The following is a 14,370-nucleotide window of genomic DNA, read 5'->3' on the forward strand; positions in this document are numbered from 1 at the left end:
TATGTCACCAAGAGATTTATCCGTCCTGTTAGGTGTAATATTGATCATCATTATGCTTGTTATACCTTTACCTGGGTGGCTCCTCAGCTTTTTTATTCTTATTAATATCACGCTCGCCCTTATCGTTATTTTAGTATCCATGAATATGGATGAGGCGCTCCAGTTTGCCGTCTTTCCGACCCTTTTGCTGCTGCTTACGTTATTCCGTCTTGGTCTGAACGTATCAACAACGCGTTCGATTCTTTCTGAGGCGGAAGCCGGTGGTGTTGTAGAAACCTTCGGAACTTTTGTCATTGGTGGTAATCCTCTCGTTGGTTTTGTTGTATTCATCATCCTTGTCATCATACAATTTTTAGTTATTACCAAAGGGGCGGAACGGGTTTCCGAAGTAGCTGCTCGTTTCACTCTTGATGCGATGCCGGGAAAACAGATGAGTATTGATGCCGACTTAAACGCAGGCATGATTAATGAACATCAGGCTAAGGAACGACGGGGAAAAATTGAAAATGAGGCCGATTTTTACGGAGCCATGGACGGAGCCAGTAAGTTCGTAAAAGGGGATGCCATCGCCGGAATTATTATCGTGATCATCAACATTATTTTTGGATTGATTATCGGCATGGCCCAGATGGGCATGTCTTTTAATGAAGCTATTGATACATATATGCGTCTGACCGTTGGTGACGGACTCGTCAGTCAGATTCCGGCCCTGCTCATATCGACCGCAACCGGAATTGTAGTCACAAGAGTCGCCTCAAAAGGGAATTTGAGTTCTGATGTGACCAGTCAGCTGCTCCGCTATCCAAAGCTTCTTTATATTGCAGCCGCCTCCATCTTCCTTCTCGGCCTGACCCCGATTCCCATTTTCTTAACGAGCCTGATCGCCGGAGTGCTGGCGTTTGGAGGGTATCGCCTTTCCAGGCAGTCTGAAAAGCAGGACATTGAAGAACCGGAGGAAACCGATGAAGCAGAAGGGGATCAGATGCGGTCGCCGGAAAATGTGGTTGACCTTATTAGTATGGATCCGATTGAATTTGAGTTTGGTTATGCCTTAATTCCTATCGCCGACACGAGTCAGGGGGGAGATCTGCTCGATCGGATCGTTATGATCCGGCGGCAGCTTGCCATAGAACTCGGCCTTGTCATTCCTGTTGTGCGTATCCGTGATAACATTCAGCTCAGTCCCAACGAGTACCGGTTGAAAATCAAAGGAAACCAAGTTGCAGGTGGAGAGCTTCTGCTGGATCATTATCTGGCCATGACCCCAGGTGATGAGGATGACGGAGTCGAGGGCATGGATACCGTGGAACCTGCGTTTGGACTGCCGGCTAAGTGGATTACAGAAGATGTAAAAGATGAGGCGGAACTGTCAGGATACACCGTTGTCGATCCTCCGTCTGTCGTTTCGACTCACATAACGGAAGTGATTAAGCGTCATGCCCACGCCCTCCTTGGCCGTCAGGAAACCCAGCAGCTGATCGATCACTTGAAGGCCTCCTATCCAATATTGGTTCAGGAAGTCACCCCTGACCCACTCAGTGTCGGGGATGTTCAAAAAGTGCTGGCCAAACTGCTGCGTGAAAACATCTCAATTAAAAATCTGCCGGTCATTTTTGAAACACTGGCCGATTTTGCGAAGATGACCAATGATACAGAATTGTTAGGTGAGTATGTGCGCCAGTCTCTGTCTGCACAGATTACGAGTCAGTTTAAGGGTGGTCATGATCAGATGAAAGTGATTACGGTTTCCGGTCAAGTGGAGAAGCTGGTCGCTGATCATATTAAGCAGACGGAGCATGGCAGCTATCTTGCCCTTGACCCTGAAAGGCAACAGGCGGTATTACGCTCTGTAGCTGAACAGGTCGAACGGGTCACTCTTCAGGAGGAGACGGCGGTCGTCCTTTGTTCGCCGGCTGTGCGAATGTACATGAAGCAGCTGCTGGACCGGGCGCTGCCCCAGGTCGTCGTGCTTTCTTATAACGAATTAGATCCAAGTGCAGAAGTCCAGAGTGTCGGGGTGGTGAATGTATCGTGAGAATAAAAAAGTTTCACGGAGTGTCGATGCCGGAAGTTATGAAAAAAGTGAGAAGTGAATTTGGAACAGAAGCCGTGATCTTAAGCTCTAAAGTTATCAAAAACGGGGGCTTTCTCGGGTTGTTTAAAAAAGAAATGACAGAAGTGGTCGCAGGTATGGACCCGGATGTTCCAGTTGAACGAAAGAAAGCAATACCCTCTGAACCACTTCTGGATAAGGGGAATAATGGAGAAAACCAGAAGATTCTGGATGAAATTACTCAGTTGAAAGCCATCATTCAAGATGGATCAACAGGGAATCCAGCTTTGTCCCCGTTGATGCAGGAGTTGGAACAATATTTATCAGGACAGGGGCTTCAAAAGCCATACGTTCAAATCCTTGTCTCTTCCATACTGGAAAAGTATGAACCTCCGAACAAACGTGGTGATGTAAAGAGAATGGCGGTAGAGGAATTGACGGACATGCTGCGTCAGATTCCGTCCGGGCATACGTTTCAGAAACGGTACATTCACTTGTTCGGGCCGACAGGAGTCGGAAAGACGACCACCCTGGCCAAGCTGGCCGGAGATGCGGTGTTGAATAAGGGGTGGAAGGTTGGGTTCATAACAACCGATACGTACAGAATTGGAGCAGTTGAGCAGTTGAAAACCTATGCCGGAATTCTTAATGCCCCGGTCGAGGTGGCTTATAACATGGAGGATTACAGGTTGGCGAAGGAAAAACTGACGGATGTTGATCTTGTTCTCATCGATACCGCAGGGCGGAACTACCGGAATCGTGCATTTATTGAAGAGCTCCAGAAGGTGATTGATTTCGAAGAGCAGGCGGATCATTTTCTTGTCTTATCCTTAACGAGTAAATATGCAGACATGCAGGCGGTTTATGATAACTTTTCTTTCTTACCTGTGGAGAAGATTATTTTTACAAAAGAAGACGAAACATCAACGCTGGCGGATGCCGTCAATCTGATCCTGGAGAAAAAACGGGGGCCGGCCTATATTACAAATGGACAGGACGTGCCCGATGATATTCAAAGCATGTCTCCCGGAAAAATAGCTGTCCAGCTTATGAAGGGGTATACCGATGAAGGATCAGGCTGAGCTTCTTCGGACACGTATGATTTCCCGTGAATCCAAGCCTCCTGCGCGGGTGGTTGCCGTTGCCAGCGGAAAAGGAGGGGTCGGGAAAACGAATATCACGATAAATATGGCCTTATCCCTGTGCCGCTCCGGGAGGAAAGTGTTGGTGCTGGACATGGATGTCGGAATGGGGAATGTGGATATTCTTTTAGGACGAACATCGGCTTTCAGTCTGCCTGATCTTATTCGGAACCGGCTGACGTTTCAGGAAATTATTGAACACGGGCCTGGCGGGCTCGATTATGCTGCCGGCGGATCTGGTTTGACAGAGTTGTTCAATATGAATGCAGAGGACTACGAATTTTTGAACCAGCAGCTTGAAGACGTCTCGAAAATATATGATGTCATCCTTCTTGATATGGGAGCGGGGATTACAGAAAGCAGCCGCTCATGGCTGCTTTCCGCTCATGAAGTCATTATTGTGACAACGCCGGAGCCTACGTCGATTACCGACGCTTATGCACTGATGAAACAGCTGGTATATCTAAACCCCGTACTTCCTTTCTCGTTTATCGTCAATCGGGCGCAGACCAGACCATCGGGGGAACGCACATTGGCTCGTCTGCAGGAGGCTGCGCATAGATTTTTACATGTTGACGTGCATCAGCTCGGTGTTGTTCTTGAAGATCGGCAGGTTCTTGAAGCTGTTTTGAACCAGGTCCCTTTTCTGATCCATGCCCCTTCAGCAAAAGCGAGCCGGGCCGTGGATCAAATCACCGGACGGTTTTTAAACCGCACATCATACAGGATCCATTTGGAAGAACCGGGATTTTTGGAAAAATTAAAACGACTCGTAAGGAAGGGGGAAGCGTAGTGAAAGAAATCAAAGTACTGGTCGTCGATGACTCAGCCTTTATGAGACGGGTGTTGAGCGATATGCTCCAGCGGGATCAGCGCATCAAGGTGGTGGGTGCTGCCAGGAATGGACGGGATTGTCTTCAAAAACTGAAGCAGGTTCAACCCGATGTGATCACGATGGATGTGGAGATGCCTGTCATGGACGGTCTGTCCACACTGGAGTGGATCATGAAGGAAACACCCCTGCCTGTCGTCATGGTGTCCAGTCTTACTAAAGATGGGGCCGAGAGCACGTTGAAGGCGATGGAACTTGGCGCCGTCGATTTCATACCAAAACCTTCGGGCGCTATCTCTCTTGATATGGAAAAAGTAGAAGCTGAAGTAATAAAGAAAGTGAAAGGCGCGGCGGAAGCAAGGGTAAGAACTATGCCATGGAGCCATCCTGTTGAAAATCCTCCCTCTGTTTCATTCCAAAAGGGGAAGAAGAAACGGGTCGTAGCGATCGGCACCTCTACAGGAGGACCGAGAGCTCTTCAAAAGGTACTCGCCGCCCTTCCGGAACAACTGCCGGCGCCGCTTTTGGTCGTTCAGCATATGCCGCCGGGATTTACTAAGACCCTGGCTGACCGGCTGGATAAGCTTTCTTCCATCACCGTCAAAGAGGGGGAAGATGAAGAAGAGTTGAAAAATGGTGTCGCTTATATTGCTCCTGGAGGAACTCATATGACGGTTGTTCAGAAAGGGGAAGGGCTTTTCCTTGAATTAAATGTCCAGGCACCTGTGAATGGACATCGGCCGTCCGTCAATACATTATTTCAGTCCCTTGCTGCTGTACAAGGGTGGATGGTTACAGCGGTTGTGATGACCGGGATGGGCACGGATGGACTGGAAGGCATGATCAAGCTTCGAAGCAGCTGTCCGACCTACACGATTGCAGAATCTGAACAATCCTGTGTCGTCTATGGGATGCCGAAAGCGGTCGTTAAGTCAGGACTGGCTGATGAAGTGACAGATGTCTCGAATATAAGCGCCGCAATCGTGCATGCGCTAGAGAAGGGGTAAAGAAATGGAAATGAATCAGTATTTAGAAGTCTTTATTGATGAAAGTAAAGAACACCTCCAAGCCATCAATGATCATCTGCTTATTTTAGAAAAGAACCCGCTGGATACCGCTATCGTCCATGAGATTTTCCGTTCAGCCCATACCTTGAAAGGTATGGCGGCAACGATGGGATACCAGGATTTATCGGACCTGACCCACAACATGGAGAATGTGCTGGATGCGGTCCGCAATGAACAGCTTCAAGTGAATGAAGGGGTGCTGGACATCGTCTTTGATGCGGTCGACGACCTGGAAGCAATGGTCATGGATATTGCTGATGGCGGGACTGGGGAGCGGAATGTAGACAACGTCGTCCGAAGACTTGAAGCGGTTGAAAAGGGTGGAGAGCAGCTGTTAATAAGTCAAAACCCTCTGGATGGAACACAAGAAACAGAGCTCCAGATCGATGCATTTACAAAGAATGTGATCCATATGGCAGAAGAGTCCGGGAATAAGGCGCTGGTGATTCACACACGCCTTCGGGACGATTGCCTGTTAAAAGCTGCGAGAGTGTATATGGTTTTTGAAGTTCTTGAACAAGCGGGAGAAGTCGTCGCTGCCTCTCCATCTGTTGAAAAACTCGAAAATGAAGAGTTTGAGAACAGCTTTACCGTTCTTTTGATTTCAGAGGGGTCAGAAGATGACATCCAAGCAAAAATTGAAAAAGTGTCAGAGGTGGAGCACGTTTCTGTTGAGCTGTATAAGGAAGAGGAAACACAATCGATGGAACAAACCCCGGCTCAGCCTCAACCAGAAACAAACATCAGGGCAGGAAAAGAAACGAGTAAACCATCCTCCAGCGGGCGTACGATCCGGGTGAATATTGATCGTCTGGATGCTCTTATGAACTTGTTTGAAGAACTTGTGATTGACCGGGGACGCTTGGAACAGATTTCGGCCGACCTTGCCCATCAGGAGCTTCAGGAAACGGTGGAGCATATGACGAGAATATCCAGCGATCTGCAGAGCATCATTTTAAACATGCGTATGGTTCCGGTTGACCAGGTGTTTAACAGGTTCCCGCGTATGATCCGCCAGCTTTCAAAAGATTTACATAAACGTCTGGAATTAACCATTACGGGCGCGGATACAGAATTGGACCGCACCGTTATCGATGAAATCGGAGATCCGCTCGTCCATTTAATCAGGAATGCGGTGGATCATGGCATTGAGAGTCCTGATGAGCGTGAAGCCAAAGGGAAACCTGCGGCAGGGAAAATTGAATTAAAGGCTTACCACAGTGGCAATCATGTATTCATCGAAATCAAGGATGACGGAGCAGGGATCAACCGTACGAAAGTGGTCGAGAAAGCCGTCAAAAATCAGGTCGTTACAAAAGAGCAGGCCGAGGCAATGTCTGATTCCCAAGTGTTTGATTTGATTATGGAAAGTGGATTTTCCACGGCTGACCAGATTTCGGATATATCAGGGAGAGGTGTCGGCCTGGATGTCGTCAGGAACACCATCGAATCCCTTGGCGGGGCTATTACAATTGAGTCGGAGTTTGGAGAAGGCAGCCGGTTTTCCATCCAGCTCCCTCTGACACTTTCCATCATCTCTGTCATGCTGGTTGAGGTGCAGAAAGAGAAATATGCCATCCCGCTTTCTTCTATTATAGAGACCGCTATTGTGAAGAAGAAAGATCTGCTGCACGCCCATAACAAAAGGGTGATGGATTTCCGCGGCAGGGTCATTCCGCTCGTCTACTTGACAGAACTTCTTCAGGTGCCTGTGGAACGGGAAGAAGAAGATGATTATTCTGTTGTGATCGTCCGTAAAGGTGACAAGATGGCAGCTCTTGTCGTCCACTCATTCATTGGACAGCAGGAAGTGGTTTTGAAGTCTCTCGGTGACTATCTATCCGGAGCGTTTGCTATTTCCGGCGCCACTATTCTTGGTGATGGTCAGGTGGCATTAATCCTGGACAGCAATGCGTTAATCAAATAAAAGGAGGGATTTTCATGACAGAATATAAAGGGCACGCTCAAAAGGTCATCGTTTTTCAAATCCAGGACGAGGAATATACCCTCCCTGTCCAAACGGTGGGGTCGATTGAAAGAATGGTGCCGATCACCCGGGTACCGGGAGCCAGGTCTTTCGTAAAAGGAGTCATCAACTTAAGAGGGGTCGTCACTCCAGTGATAGATCTGCGGGAAAGGTTCGGCTTTGAACCGGCTCCGGAAACGGAACAGACGAGGATCATTACAGTGACAATTGAAGATATGAATGTTGGTTTGATTGTGGATGCTGCCAACGATGTTCTGGACCTCCAAGACGATTTGGTCGAGCCGCCTCCTGAAGTTGTCGGCACTGTGGAAGCCGCTTATATTCATGGCGTGGCGAAAATGGAAGACCGTTTATTTATCCTTTTGAATCTGGAAAAAGTACTGGATAAAGAAGATGTTTTGGAATTGGAAAAGATGTATGGATAATTCCTGGACCATTTCTGGACAATCCCGGGTTATACACGACCAAAAAAAGCGTATAAGAATCGGGATCGGACAAATGGCTGCTGCGGGAAAGGATGCCTTACTCACCACAACAGGACTTGGTTCCTGTGTTGGAGTGGTGCTGTACAACGGGAAGGGCATGGCCGGCATGATTCATATTATGCTCCCCGAAGCGCAAACGGCTCTCCATGGGCGTGTTAACCGATGGAGGTATGCAGATACGGCTGTTGATGACCTTGTTGATTCTCTCATCAACAAAGGGTGCAGGCCCGGGAGCTTAAAAGCGAAGATCGCAGGAGGGGCTCATATGTTTTCGGTGAAAGATCAGAGTCCAAGGATTCGTATAGGAGAGCGGAATGTGAGTGCGGTCAAAAGCCGCCTTACGGAGCACCTTATCCCGATCATTGCGGAGGATACAGGGGGACAGGTCGGAAGATCCATCCTATTTAATGTGGAAACCAGTGAAATGAACATAAAAAAGGCCGGCGGCGGTGAGCTTCTATTATGAGAGGATGCGCCCGGTTCAATGAAAAAATGAAAAAAATGCGGGGAGGATGAAAATGGCAGGTGGTTTATCTCCTCAGGAACAACAATGGTGGAATTTATGGACGAACGAAAGAGACGGTGAGGCGGCCAACCAGCTTGTCCAGCTTTACGATTATCTGGTGAATTATCACGTCCATCGGATTACGGCTCATTTACCAAAGAATGTGAGCAAAGACGATGTAAGAAGTCTCGGAATGCTTGGTCTTTATGATGCCTTGAAAAAGTTTGACCGGTCCCGGGATTTAAAATTCGATACGTACGCTTCCTTCCGCATCCGCGGTTCGATTATTGATGGTTTGAGGAAGGAAGACTGGCTGCCGCGTTCGGTGAGGGATCGGACTAAAAAAATCGAACAGGTGACAGAGGAGCTTGAGCAGAAGCTGCAGCGTCCAGTCACGTCCAAAGAAGTGGCAGAAGCTGTCGGAATATCCGCCCAGGAAGTAGAAGCGGCTGTCAAGGACTCATTGTTTGCCAATGTCCTTTCTATGGAAGAGAAACCGAAAGACGGGGGCGAAGATCATAAGGAAGGCATCGGATACTCGATTCCTGATGAGGAAACCGGTTCTCCGGACTCCTCGCTCATCAAACAGGAAAACTATAAGGAACTGGCGGAGCAGATTGACCAGCTGAAGGAAAAAGAGAAGCTGGTGATCAGTCTTTTCTATAAAGAAGAGCTCACGCTTACGGAAATCGGCCACGTCCTGAATTTAACGACGTCCCGGATTTCACAGATCCATGCCAAGGCGATTTATAAACTAAAGCAGTCCCTCCAGAATGTGATGTAGCTGGGCAGCGGACGGGGAAGAAAGGATGTGACTCTCCTTGACATCATTTGTATTAGTGATCAGTTTTCTAATTGACGGTTTAATTTTATTCGGCCTTATGATAATGATGAAAAAAATCCGCCGGACAGAAGAACTCGAGCTTCGACAGGAAAAGGTCGCTGCGGAGATCGAAGACTTGTTTTCCTCTTACTTGTATGAAATTAAAGAGGAAAACAAACGGATGGAAGCCTGGGCTTCTTCAGGCACCGGTTCAACGGAAGAGACCATGAGCCCTGTGAAAGAAACGAAAGGCGGCGGGTACGAGCCTCCCCTTCCGGATGAAGGAACAGGAGAGGAGCAGCCCTCGATTCATTCTATGGTCATGAATATGAAACAGGATGGGTGGTCTGTGGAGGAAACAGCGAAGGCCTTGAACAAAGGAAAAACAGAAGTGGAACTGATGTATAAGTTTAATCAGTAAAAATGCTGAAAAAACTTGAACCATTCATACCTTTGTGGTATATTTACTGACGGTGTCAATACACACGCCTTTGGATCTGCTTGTGAGGTTGCTCCGATAAGGAGTTCACAGGAAGGAAATGAAAAGGGCGGAGGATACTAAAAAAACCAAAACAGGAGGAACAAACATGTCTGTAATTTCTATGAAACAGCTTCTAGAAGCTGGTGTTCACTTTGGACACCAAACACGCCGCTGGAATCCGAAGATGAAGAAATACATCTTCACGGAGCGTAACGGCATTTATATCATTGACCTTCAGAAAACAGTGAAGAAGGTTGATGAAGCATTCAACTATGTGAAAGAGGTCGCTGCTGACGGCGGTAACGTTCTTTTCGTAGGTACGAAGAAACAAGCACAGGATACTGTACGTGATGAAGCTACCCGCTGTGGTATGTACTACATCAACCAACGCTGGTTGGGCGGTACCCTTACGAACTTTGAAACGATCCGCAAACGTATTAACCGTTTGAAAGATATCGAGCGTATGGAAGAAGACGGTACTTTCGATGTACTTCCTAAAAAAGAAGTCGTTGACATGCTTAAAGAAAAAGATCGTCTTGTTAAATTCCTTGGCGGTATTAAAGAAATGAAGAGCCTTCCTGATGCAATGTTCGTCATCGATCCTCGTAAAGAGCGCATCGCGATTGCTGAAGCTCATAAATTGAATATCCCAGTTGTAGGTATCGTTGATACGAACTGTGACCCTGACGAAATCGATTATGTCATCCCTGCAAACGATGACGCAATCCGTGCTGTCAAACTGCTTACTTCCAAGATGGCTGACGCTGTCCTTGAAGCGAAGCAGGGGGAAGAAACAGAAACAACTGAAGAAACTGAAGCTGCTGTAGAAGCTGCTCAGGAGTAAGAAGGGTCTAAAGGTGATAAGGGGGTATACCTTTATCACCTTTTTTAAAGAATTCCTTTTATTCAACCAGTTCCGGTACAAGGCCGGACTGTTTAACCTTGTACATTATAAAGGAGGCTTTCACAATGGCTGTAAATGCAAAGATGGTAAAAGAACTACGTGAAAAAACAGGTGCTGGAATGATGGATTGTAAGAAAGCACTGACTGAAACTGATGGTGACATGGACAAAGCGATCGAATGGCTTCGTGAGAAAGGGATTTCCAAAGCGGCTAAAAAAGCAGACCGTATCGCAGCAGAAGGTTCTGCAGCAATTGAAATCTCCGGAAACACGGCTGTTCTTTTTGAAGTGAACTGTGAAACAGACTTCGTTACGAAAAACGACCAGTTCAAGGAACTTCTTAAAGATCTTGGACAGCACCTTGTTTCCCAGAAACCTGCCTCTGTTGAAGAAGCTCTTGAACAGAAGCTTCATGGAGAAGGCGAAACACTAAGCACATACATTACAGAGCGCGTAGCGAAAATCGGTGAGAAAATCTCCCTTCGCCGTTTCTCTATCAAAGAGAAAACAGACAATGACGCATTTGGTGCCTACATTCACATGGGCGGCAGCATCGGCGTATTGACTGTTCTTGAAGGTTCTACAGATGAAGCTGCTGCTAAGGATGTTGCTATGCACGTAGCTGCTGTAAACCCTCGTTATGTTTCCCGTGATGAAATTCCTCAGGAGGAAGCAGAAAAAGAGCGCGAACTTCTTAAAACACAGGCCTTGAACGAAGGCAAGCCTGAAAACATCGTTGAAAAAATGGTGGAAGGCCGTTTGAACAAGTTCTTCGAGGAAATCTGCCTGCTTGACCAGAGCTTCGTTAAAGATCCGGACCAGAAAGTGAAGCAGTATGTTGCTTCCACAAGCGGCCAGATCACGAACTTCGATCGTTTCGAAGTCGGCGAAGGTATGGAAAAACGTGAAGAAAACTTCGCAGACGAAGTCATGAGCCAAGTTAAAAAATAATGATGGTGAAAATAGGGGACACTGCAGGTGTTCCCTATTTTCAAAAAGGCTACATACATGATATACATGCTATGAGCAGCCATGTTCGACTTTTAGAAAAACACACGGGAGGTAACTATGACTACTGCTCGCTATCGGAGAATTGTATTAAAATTAAGTGGAGAAGCCTTAAGTGGAGAAGCAGGATTCGGGCTTGAGCCAAGCATCATAAAATCTGTGTCACGTCAGGTGAAGGAAGTGGCTGAACTGGGCGTGGAAGTAGCGGTTGTTGTCGGTGGCGGCAACATCTGGCGCGGCAAGGTCGGTGCTGAAATGGGCATGGACCGTGCAAATGCTGATTATATGGGAATGCTTGCTACAGTCATGAACTCACTTGCTCTTCAGGACAGCCTTGAAAACTTAGGGATCCCAACCCGTGTCCAAACTTCTATCGAAATGAGACAGGTGGCTGAACCTTATATCCGCCGTAAAGCCATCCGTCATTTAGAGAAAAAGCGTGTAGTTATTTTTGCTGCCGGAACAGGAAACCCGTATTTCTCAACAGATACGACGGCTGCCTTAAGAGCGGCTGAAGTTGAAGCGGATGTCATTCTTATGGCGAAAAACAACGTGGACGGTGTCTATACAGACGATCCGAAAACGAACGAGGATGCCGTGAAATATGATGAGCTATCCTACATGGATGTTCTAAATGAAGGGCTGGGCGTTATGGATTCAACGGCTTCTTCATTATGTATGGACAACGATATCGATTTACTGGTATTCTCGATTACGGAAGATGGTAATATTAAAAAAGCCGTTATGGGCGAAAACATCGGAACCATTGTGAGGGGGAAATAAATTATGTCTGAAGCTGTGATTAATGAGACGAAACAACAAATGGAACAAGCGGTTCAAGCTTATTCCCGTCAACTTGCCACGGTAAGAGCGGGTCGTGCGAACCCTTCCATTCTTGACAACGTATATGTGGATTACTACGGTGCAGCTACACCGTTGAACCAACTGGCGCAGGTATCAGCGCCTGAACCACGCCTGCTTGTCATTACTCCATATGACAAAACAGCCATTGCAGAGATTGAAAAAGCGATTCTTAAAGCAGACCTTGGTCTTTCTCCATCCAGTGATGGTAATGTTGTACGTATCAACATTCCGGCACTTACGGAGGAACGTCGTAAGGACCTTGCTAAAGTTGTAGGAAAGTATTCGGAAGAAGCGAAAGTACAGGTTCGTAACATCCGCCGCGATTCCAACGACCGTTTGAAGAAGCTTGAAAAAGACGGTGAATTGACAGAAGACGATCTTCGTTCCTATCAGGACGATGTGCAGAAGCTTACGGACCAGAACGTAGAGAAGATCGATCAACTGGCTAAAACAAAAGAAGAAGAAATCATGGAAGTTTGATTTTTCTCTAACCTCATATGCCATAAAGTGGTAAAGCCGCGCTGTAGATGTTTGGCAGCGCGGTTTTCTTTTTTTCACCAGCTGCGGGTCTCGGCATATGCGTTTATTTTAGTATATAATAGAAAGATGGAAGAAACGGACTGGAGGATTAACGATGCCAATCAAGTTTCCATTCGCAAAAACAAAAAAACAAGCAGAAACACAGTCGCTCGGCCTTGACCATACTCATCTTCCGAAGCACGTGGCCATCATCATGGACGGAAACGGCCGCTGGGCTAAAAATAGAGGAATGCCGCGGATTGCGGGTCATAAAGAAGGCATGGGAGTTGTAAAAAGGATTGTCAGCTATGCTTCTGACCTCGGTGTTCAGGTTTTGACCCTGTATGCTTTCTCCACAGAGAACTGGAAACGACCGAAGAATGAAGTGGAGTTTCTCATGAAGCTTCCTGTAGATTTCCTGAATACATATCTGCCTGAATTGATTGAGAAAAATGTCCAGGTCCGTACCATTGGTGATTTTGATGTTCTGCCTCCACACACGAAAAATGCCGTCCAGGAGGCCATCCAAAGAACGAAAGACAACGATGGACTTGTACTGAATTTTGCCTTGAACTACGGCAGCCGTTTTGAAATGGTGCACGCTGTCAGGCAGATCGCAGAAAAAGTGAAAGAGGGCGTCCTCGATCCATCAGATATCAGTGAAGAAATGTTTTCATCAGAGCTGTATACGTCTGAGCTGATTGAGCCGGATCTTCTCATCCGCACAAGCGGGGAGCAGCGCTTAAGCAATTTTCTGTTATGGCAGCTTGCTTATGCAGAATTCTGGTTTACAGAGGTGTATTGGCCTGACTTTAATGAAAGCCATTTCGAAAAAGCTCTTTATGATTTTCAAAATCGCAAACGTCGGTTTGGCGGAGTATAAGGTGTGAATGAAGAAATGAAACAACGAACAATTACTGCTGTCGTAGCAGCACTTATTTTTATCCCGATCGTCCTCCTGGGGGGATGGCCGTTTAAAGCTTTTGTCTATTTCATAGCCAGTATCGCTCTGCTCGAGCTGATACGCATGAAAAAAATCGCCCGTTATTCGGTCGCTGCAGGTCTTGGTCTTGTCCTGATGTGGGCATTGATGTTTCCGTACGAAGTTTTTGATAAAGTGGTGGACGCCGATGATCTTGTAACCAAATCGGAGATCACTCTGTTGGCGGTCCTCGTCCTGCTGAGCTATACCGTTCTCGTGAAGAACAGGTTCACCTTTGATGATGCAGGGTTCCTGCTTCTCTCATCCATCTATATTGGAATGGGCTTCAATTACTTAATCGAGACAAGGGAAGCGGATTTAACGTACATTCTGTTTGCTTTATTCATCGTATGGGCGACGGATACAGGCGCCTATTTATTTGGAAGATCATTCGGAAAACGTAAACTGTGGCCGCAGATCAGCCCTAAGAAAACGATTGAAGGCTCTGTCGGGGGCGTGGTCCTTGCCTGTGTCGTTGCATTTATTTTTCATCTGATACAACCCCTGGAGCATTCCTTGATTGTCGTTCTACTCGTAACAGTGCTCATATCGATTGCAGGACAAATTGGAGATCTAGTTGAATCAGCATTCAAGAGGCATTATGCAGTGAAGGACTCTGGAAAGATCCTTCCCGGGCATGGTGGTGTTCTCGACCGGTTTGACAGTTTAATATTTATTCTGCCGATTCTGCATTTGATCAACTTTATTCAGTAATCAAG

15 protein-coding genes are annotated in these 14,370 nt (G+C 46.9%); all 15 read left to right on the forward strand.

What is annotated here, in order from left to right; all coding sequences use genetic code 11:
- Window position 1: 1 nt before the first annotated feature.
- The 15 genes from flhA (at window position 2) to QMA39_RS03565 (ending at window position 14,365) form a co-directional block, all read left to right on the forward strand.
- Window positions 2–2,035, forward strand: coding sequence for a flagellar biosynthesis protein FlhA (gene flhA, locus QMA39_RS03495; protein WP_281657998.1), 2,034 nt, complete (start codon window positions 2–4; stop codon window positions 2,033–2,035).
- A complete protein-coding gene (flhF, locus tag QMA39_RS03500; RefSeq protein WP_281657999.1) occupies window positions 2,032–3,135 on the forward strand; it encodes a flagellar biosynthesis protein FlhF in 1,104 nt (367 codons plus the stop codon). Before flhA ends, flhF begins: the two co-directional genes overlap by 4 nt.
- Window positions 3,119–3,988: a MinD/ParA family protein gene (locus tag QMA39_RS03505; protein ID WP_281658000.1), complete on the forward strand. Its 870-nt coding sequence runs from the start codon at window positions 3,119–3,121 to the stop codon at window positions 3,986–3,988. Before flhF ends, QMA39_RS03505 begins: the two co-directional genes overlap by 17 nt.
- A complete protein-coding gene (locus QMA39_RS03510; RefSeq protein WP_281658001.1) occupies window positions 3,988–5,034 on the forward strand; it encodes a chemotaxis response regulator protein-glutamate methylesterase in 1,047 nt (348 codons plus the stop codon). The genes QMA39_RS03505 and QMA39_RS03510 overlap by 1 nt, the downstream gene beginning before the upstream one ends.
- Before the next feature lie 4 nt (window positions 5,035–5,038).
- Window positions 5,039–7,021 carry a chemotaxis protein CheA gene (locus QMA39_RS03515; RefSeq protein ID WP_281658002.1) on the forward strand — a complete coding sequence of 661 codons (1,983 nt, stop codon included), beginning with the start codon at window positions 5,039–5,041 and terminating at the stop codon, window positions 7,019–7,021.
- 14 nt (window positions 7,022–7,035) lie between these two features.
- Window positions 7,036–7,506: a chemotaxis protein CheW gene (locus tag QMA39_RS03520; RefSeq protein ID WP_027954228.1), complete on the forward strand. Its 471-nt coding sequence runs from the start codon at window positions 7,036–7,038 to the stop codon at window positions 7,504–7,506.
- Entirely contained in the window at window positions 7,499–8,032 is a 534-nt protein-coding gene (locus tag QMA39_RS03525) for a chemotaxis protein CheD (RefSeq protein WP_281658003.1), read from the forward strand. Before QMA39_RS03520 ends, QMA39_RS03525 begins: the two co-directional genes overlap by 8 nt.
- A 52-nt stretch (window positions 8,033–8,084) precedes the next feature.
- Window positions 8,085–8,855 carry a FliA/WhiG family RNA polymerase sigma factor gene (locus tag QMA39_RS03530; RefSeq protein WP_027954230.1) on the forward strand — a complete coding sequence of 257 codons (771 nt, stop codon included), beginning with the start codon at window positions 8,085–8,087 and terminating at the stop codon, window positions 8,853–8,855.
- Between the two features lie 37 nt (window positions 8,856–8,892).
- Window positions 8,893–9,315 (forward strand): hypothetical protein, encoded by a 423-nt coding sequence (locus tag QMA39_RS03535; RefSeq protein WP_281658004.1) that lies wholly within the window; start codon window positions 8,893–8,895, stop codon window positions 9,313–9,315.
- Between the two features lie 166 nt (window positions 9,316–9,481).
- The gene (rpsB, locus tag QMA39_RS03540; protein ID WP_027954232.1) at window positions 9,482–10,219 is read left to right on the forward strand and encodes a 30S ribosomal protein S2; all 738 of its coding nucleotides are present in this window, start codon (window positions 9,482–9,484) and stop codon (window positions 10,217–10,219) included.
- A gap of 125 nt (window positions 10,220–10,344) precedes the next feature.
- Window positions 10,345–11,229 carry a translation elongation factor Ts gene (tsf, locus tag QMA39_RS03545; RefSeq protein ID WP_027954233.1) on the forward strand — a complete coding sequence of 295 codons (885 nt, stop codon included), beginning with the start codon at window positions 10,345–10,347 and terminating at the stop codon, window positions 11,227–11,229.
- Window positions 11,230–11,346: 117 nt separating this feature from the next.
- Window positions 11,347–12,069: a UMP kinase gene (pyrH, locus tag QMA39_RS03550; protein ID WP_027954234.1), complete on the forward strand. Its 723-nt coding sequence runs from the start codon at window positions 11,347–11,349 to the stop codon at window positions 12,067–12,069.
- A gap of 3 nt (window positions 12,070–12,072) precedes the next feature.
- Window positions 12,073–12,630: a ribosome recycling factor gene (gene frr / locus QMA39_RS03555; protein WP_027954235.1), complete on the forward strand. Its 558-nt coding sequence runs from the start codon at window positions 12,073–12,075 to the stop codon at window positions 12,628–12,630.
- 154 nt (window positions 12,631–12,784) lie between these two features.
- Window positions 12,785–13,552, forward strand: coding sequence for an isoprenyl transferase (locus tag QMA39_RS03560; RefSeq protein ID WP_027954236.1), 768 nt, complete (start codon window positions 12,785–12,787; stop codon window positions 13,550–13,552).
- A gap of 15 nt (window positions 13,553–13,567) precedes the next feature.
- Complete coding sequence (locus tag QMA39_RS03565) at window positions 13,568–14,365, forward strand: phosphatidate cytidylyltransferase (protein WP_027954237.1); 798 nt, start codon at window positions 13,568–13,570, stop codon at window positions 14,363–14,365.
- Window positions 14,366–14,370 lie beyond the last annotated feature (5 nt).

The organism is Halobacillus sp. Cin3, from assembly GCF_947311855.1.
Classification (GTDB): Bacteria; Bacillota; Bacilli; order Bacillales; family Halobacillaceae; genus Halobacillus; species Halobacillus kuroshimensis.

Bases quoted from the DNA above. Each gene is read 5' to 3' on its own strand.
- QMA39_RS03525 (WP_281658003.1), top strand. From the start codon at position 7,499: ATGGATAATTCCTGGACCATTTCTGGACAATCCCGGGTTATACACGAC.
- QMA39_RS03515 (WP_281658002.1), top strand. From the start codon at position 5,039: ATGGAAATGAATCAGTATTTAGAAGTCTTTATTGATGAAAGTAAAGAA.
- pyrH (WP_027954234.1), top strand. From the start codon at position 11,347: ATGACTACTGCTCGCTATCGGAGAATTGTATTAAAATTAAGTGGAGAA.
- QMA39_RS03530 (WP_027954230.1), top strand. From the start codon at position 8,085: ATGGCAGGTGGTTTATCTCCTCAGGAACAACAATGGTGGAATTTATGG.
- frr (WP_027954235.1), top strand. From the start codon at position 12,073: ATGTCTGAAGCTGTGATTAATGAGACGAAACAACAAATGGAACAAGCG.
- QMA39_RS03520 (WP_027954228.1), top strand. From the start codon at position 7,036: ATGACAGAATATAAAGGGCACGCTCAAAAGGTCATCGTTTTTCAAATC.
- rpsB (WP_027954232.1), top strand. From the start codon at position 9,482: ATGTCTGTAATTTCTATGAAACAGCTTCTAGAAGCTGGTGTTCACTTT.
- QMA39_RS03560 (WP_027954236.1), top strand. From the start codon at position 12,785: ATGCCAATCAAGTTTCCATTCGCAAAAACAAAAAAACAAGCAGAAACA.
- QMA39_RS03505 (WP_281658000.1), top strand. From the start codon at position 3,119: ATGAAGGATCAGGCTGAGCTTCTTCGGACACGTATGATTTCCCGTGAA.
- tsf (WP_027954233.1), top strand. From the start codon at position 10,345: ATGGCTGTAAATGCAAAGATGGTAAAAGAACTACGTGAAAAAACAGGT.
- flhA (WP_281657998.1), top strand. From the start codon at position 2: ATGTCACCAAGAGATTTATCCGTCCTGTTAGGTGTAATATTGATCATC.
- QMA39_RS03565 (WP_027954237.1), top strand. From the start codon at position 13,568: ATGAAACAACGAACAATTACTGCTGTCGTAGCAGCACTTATTTTTATC.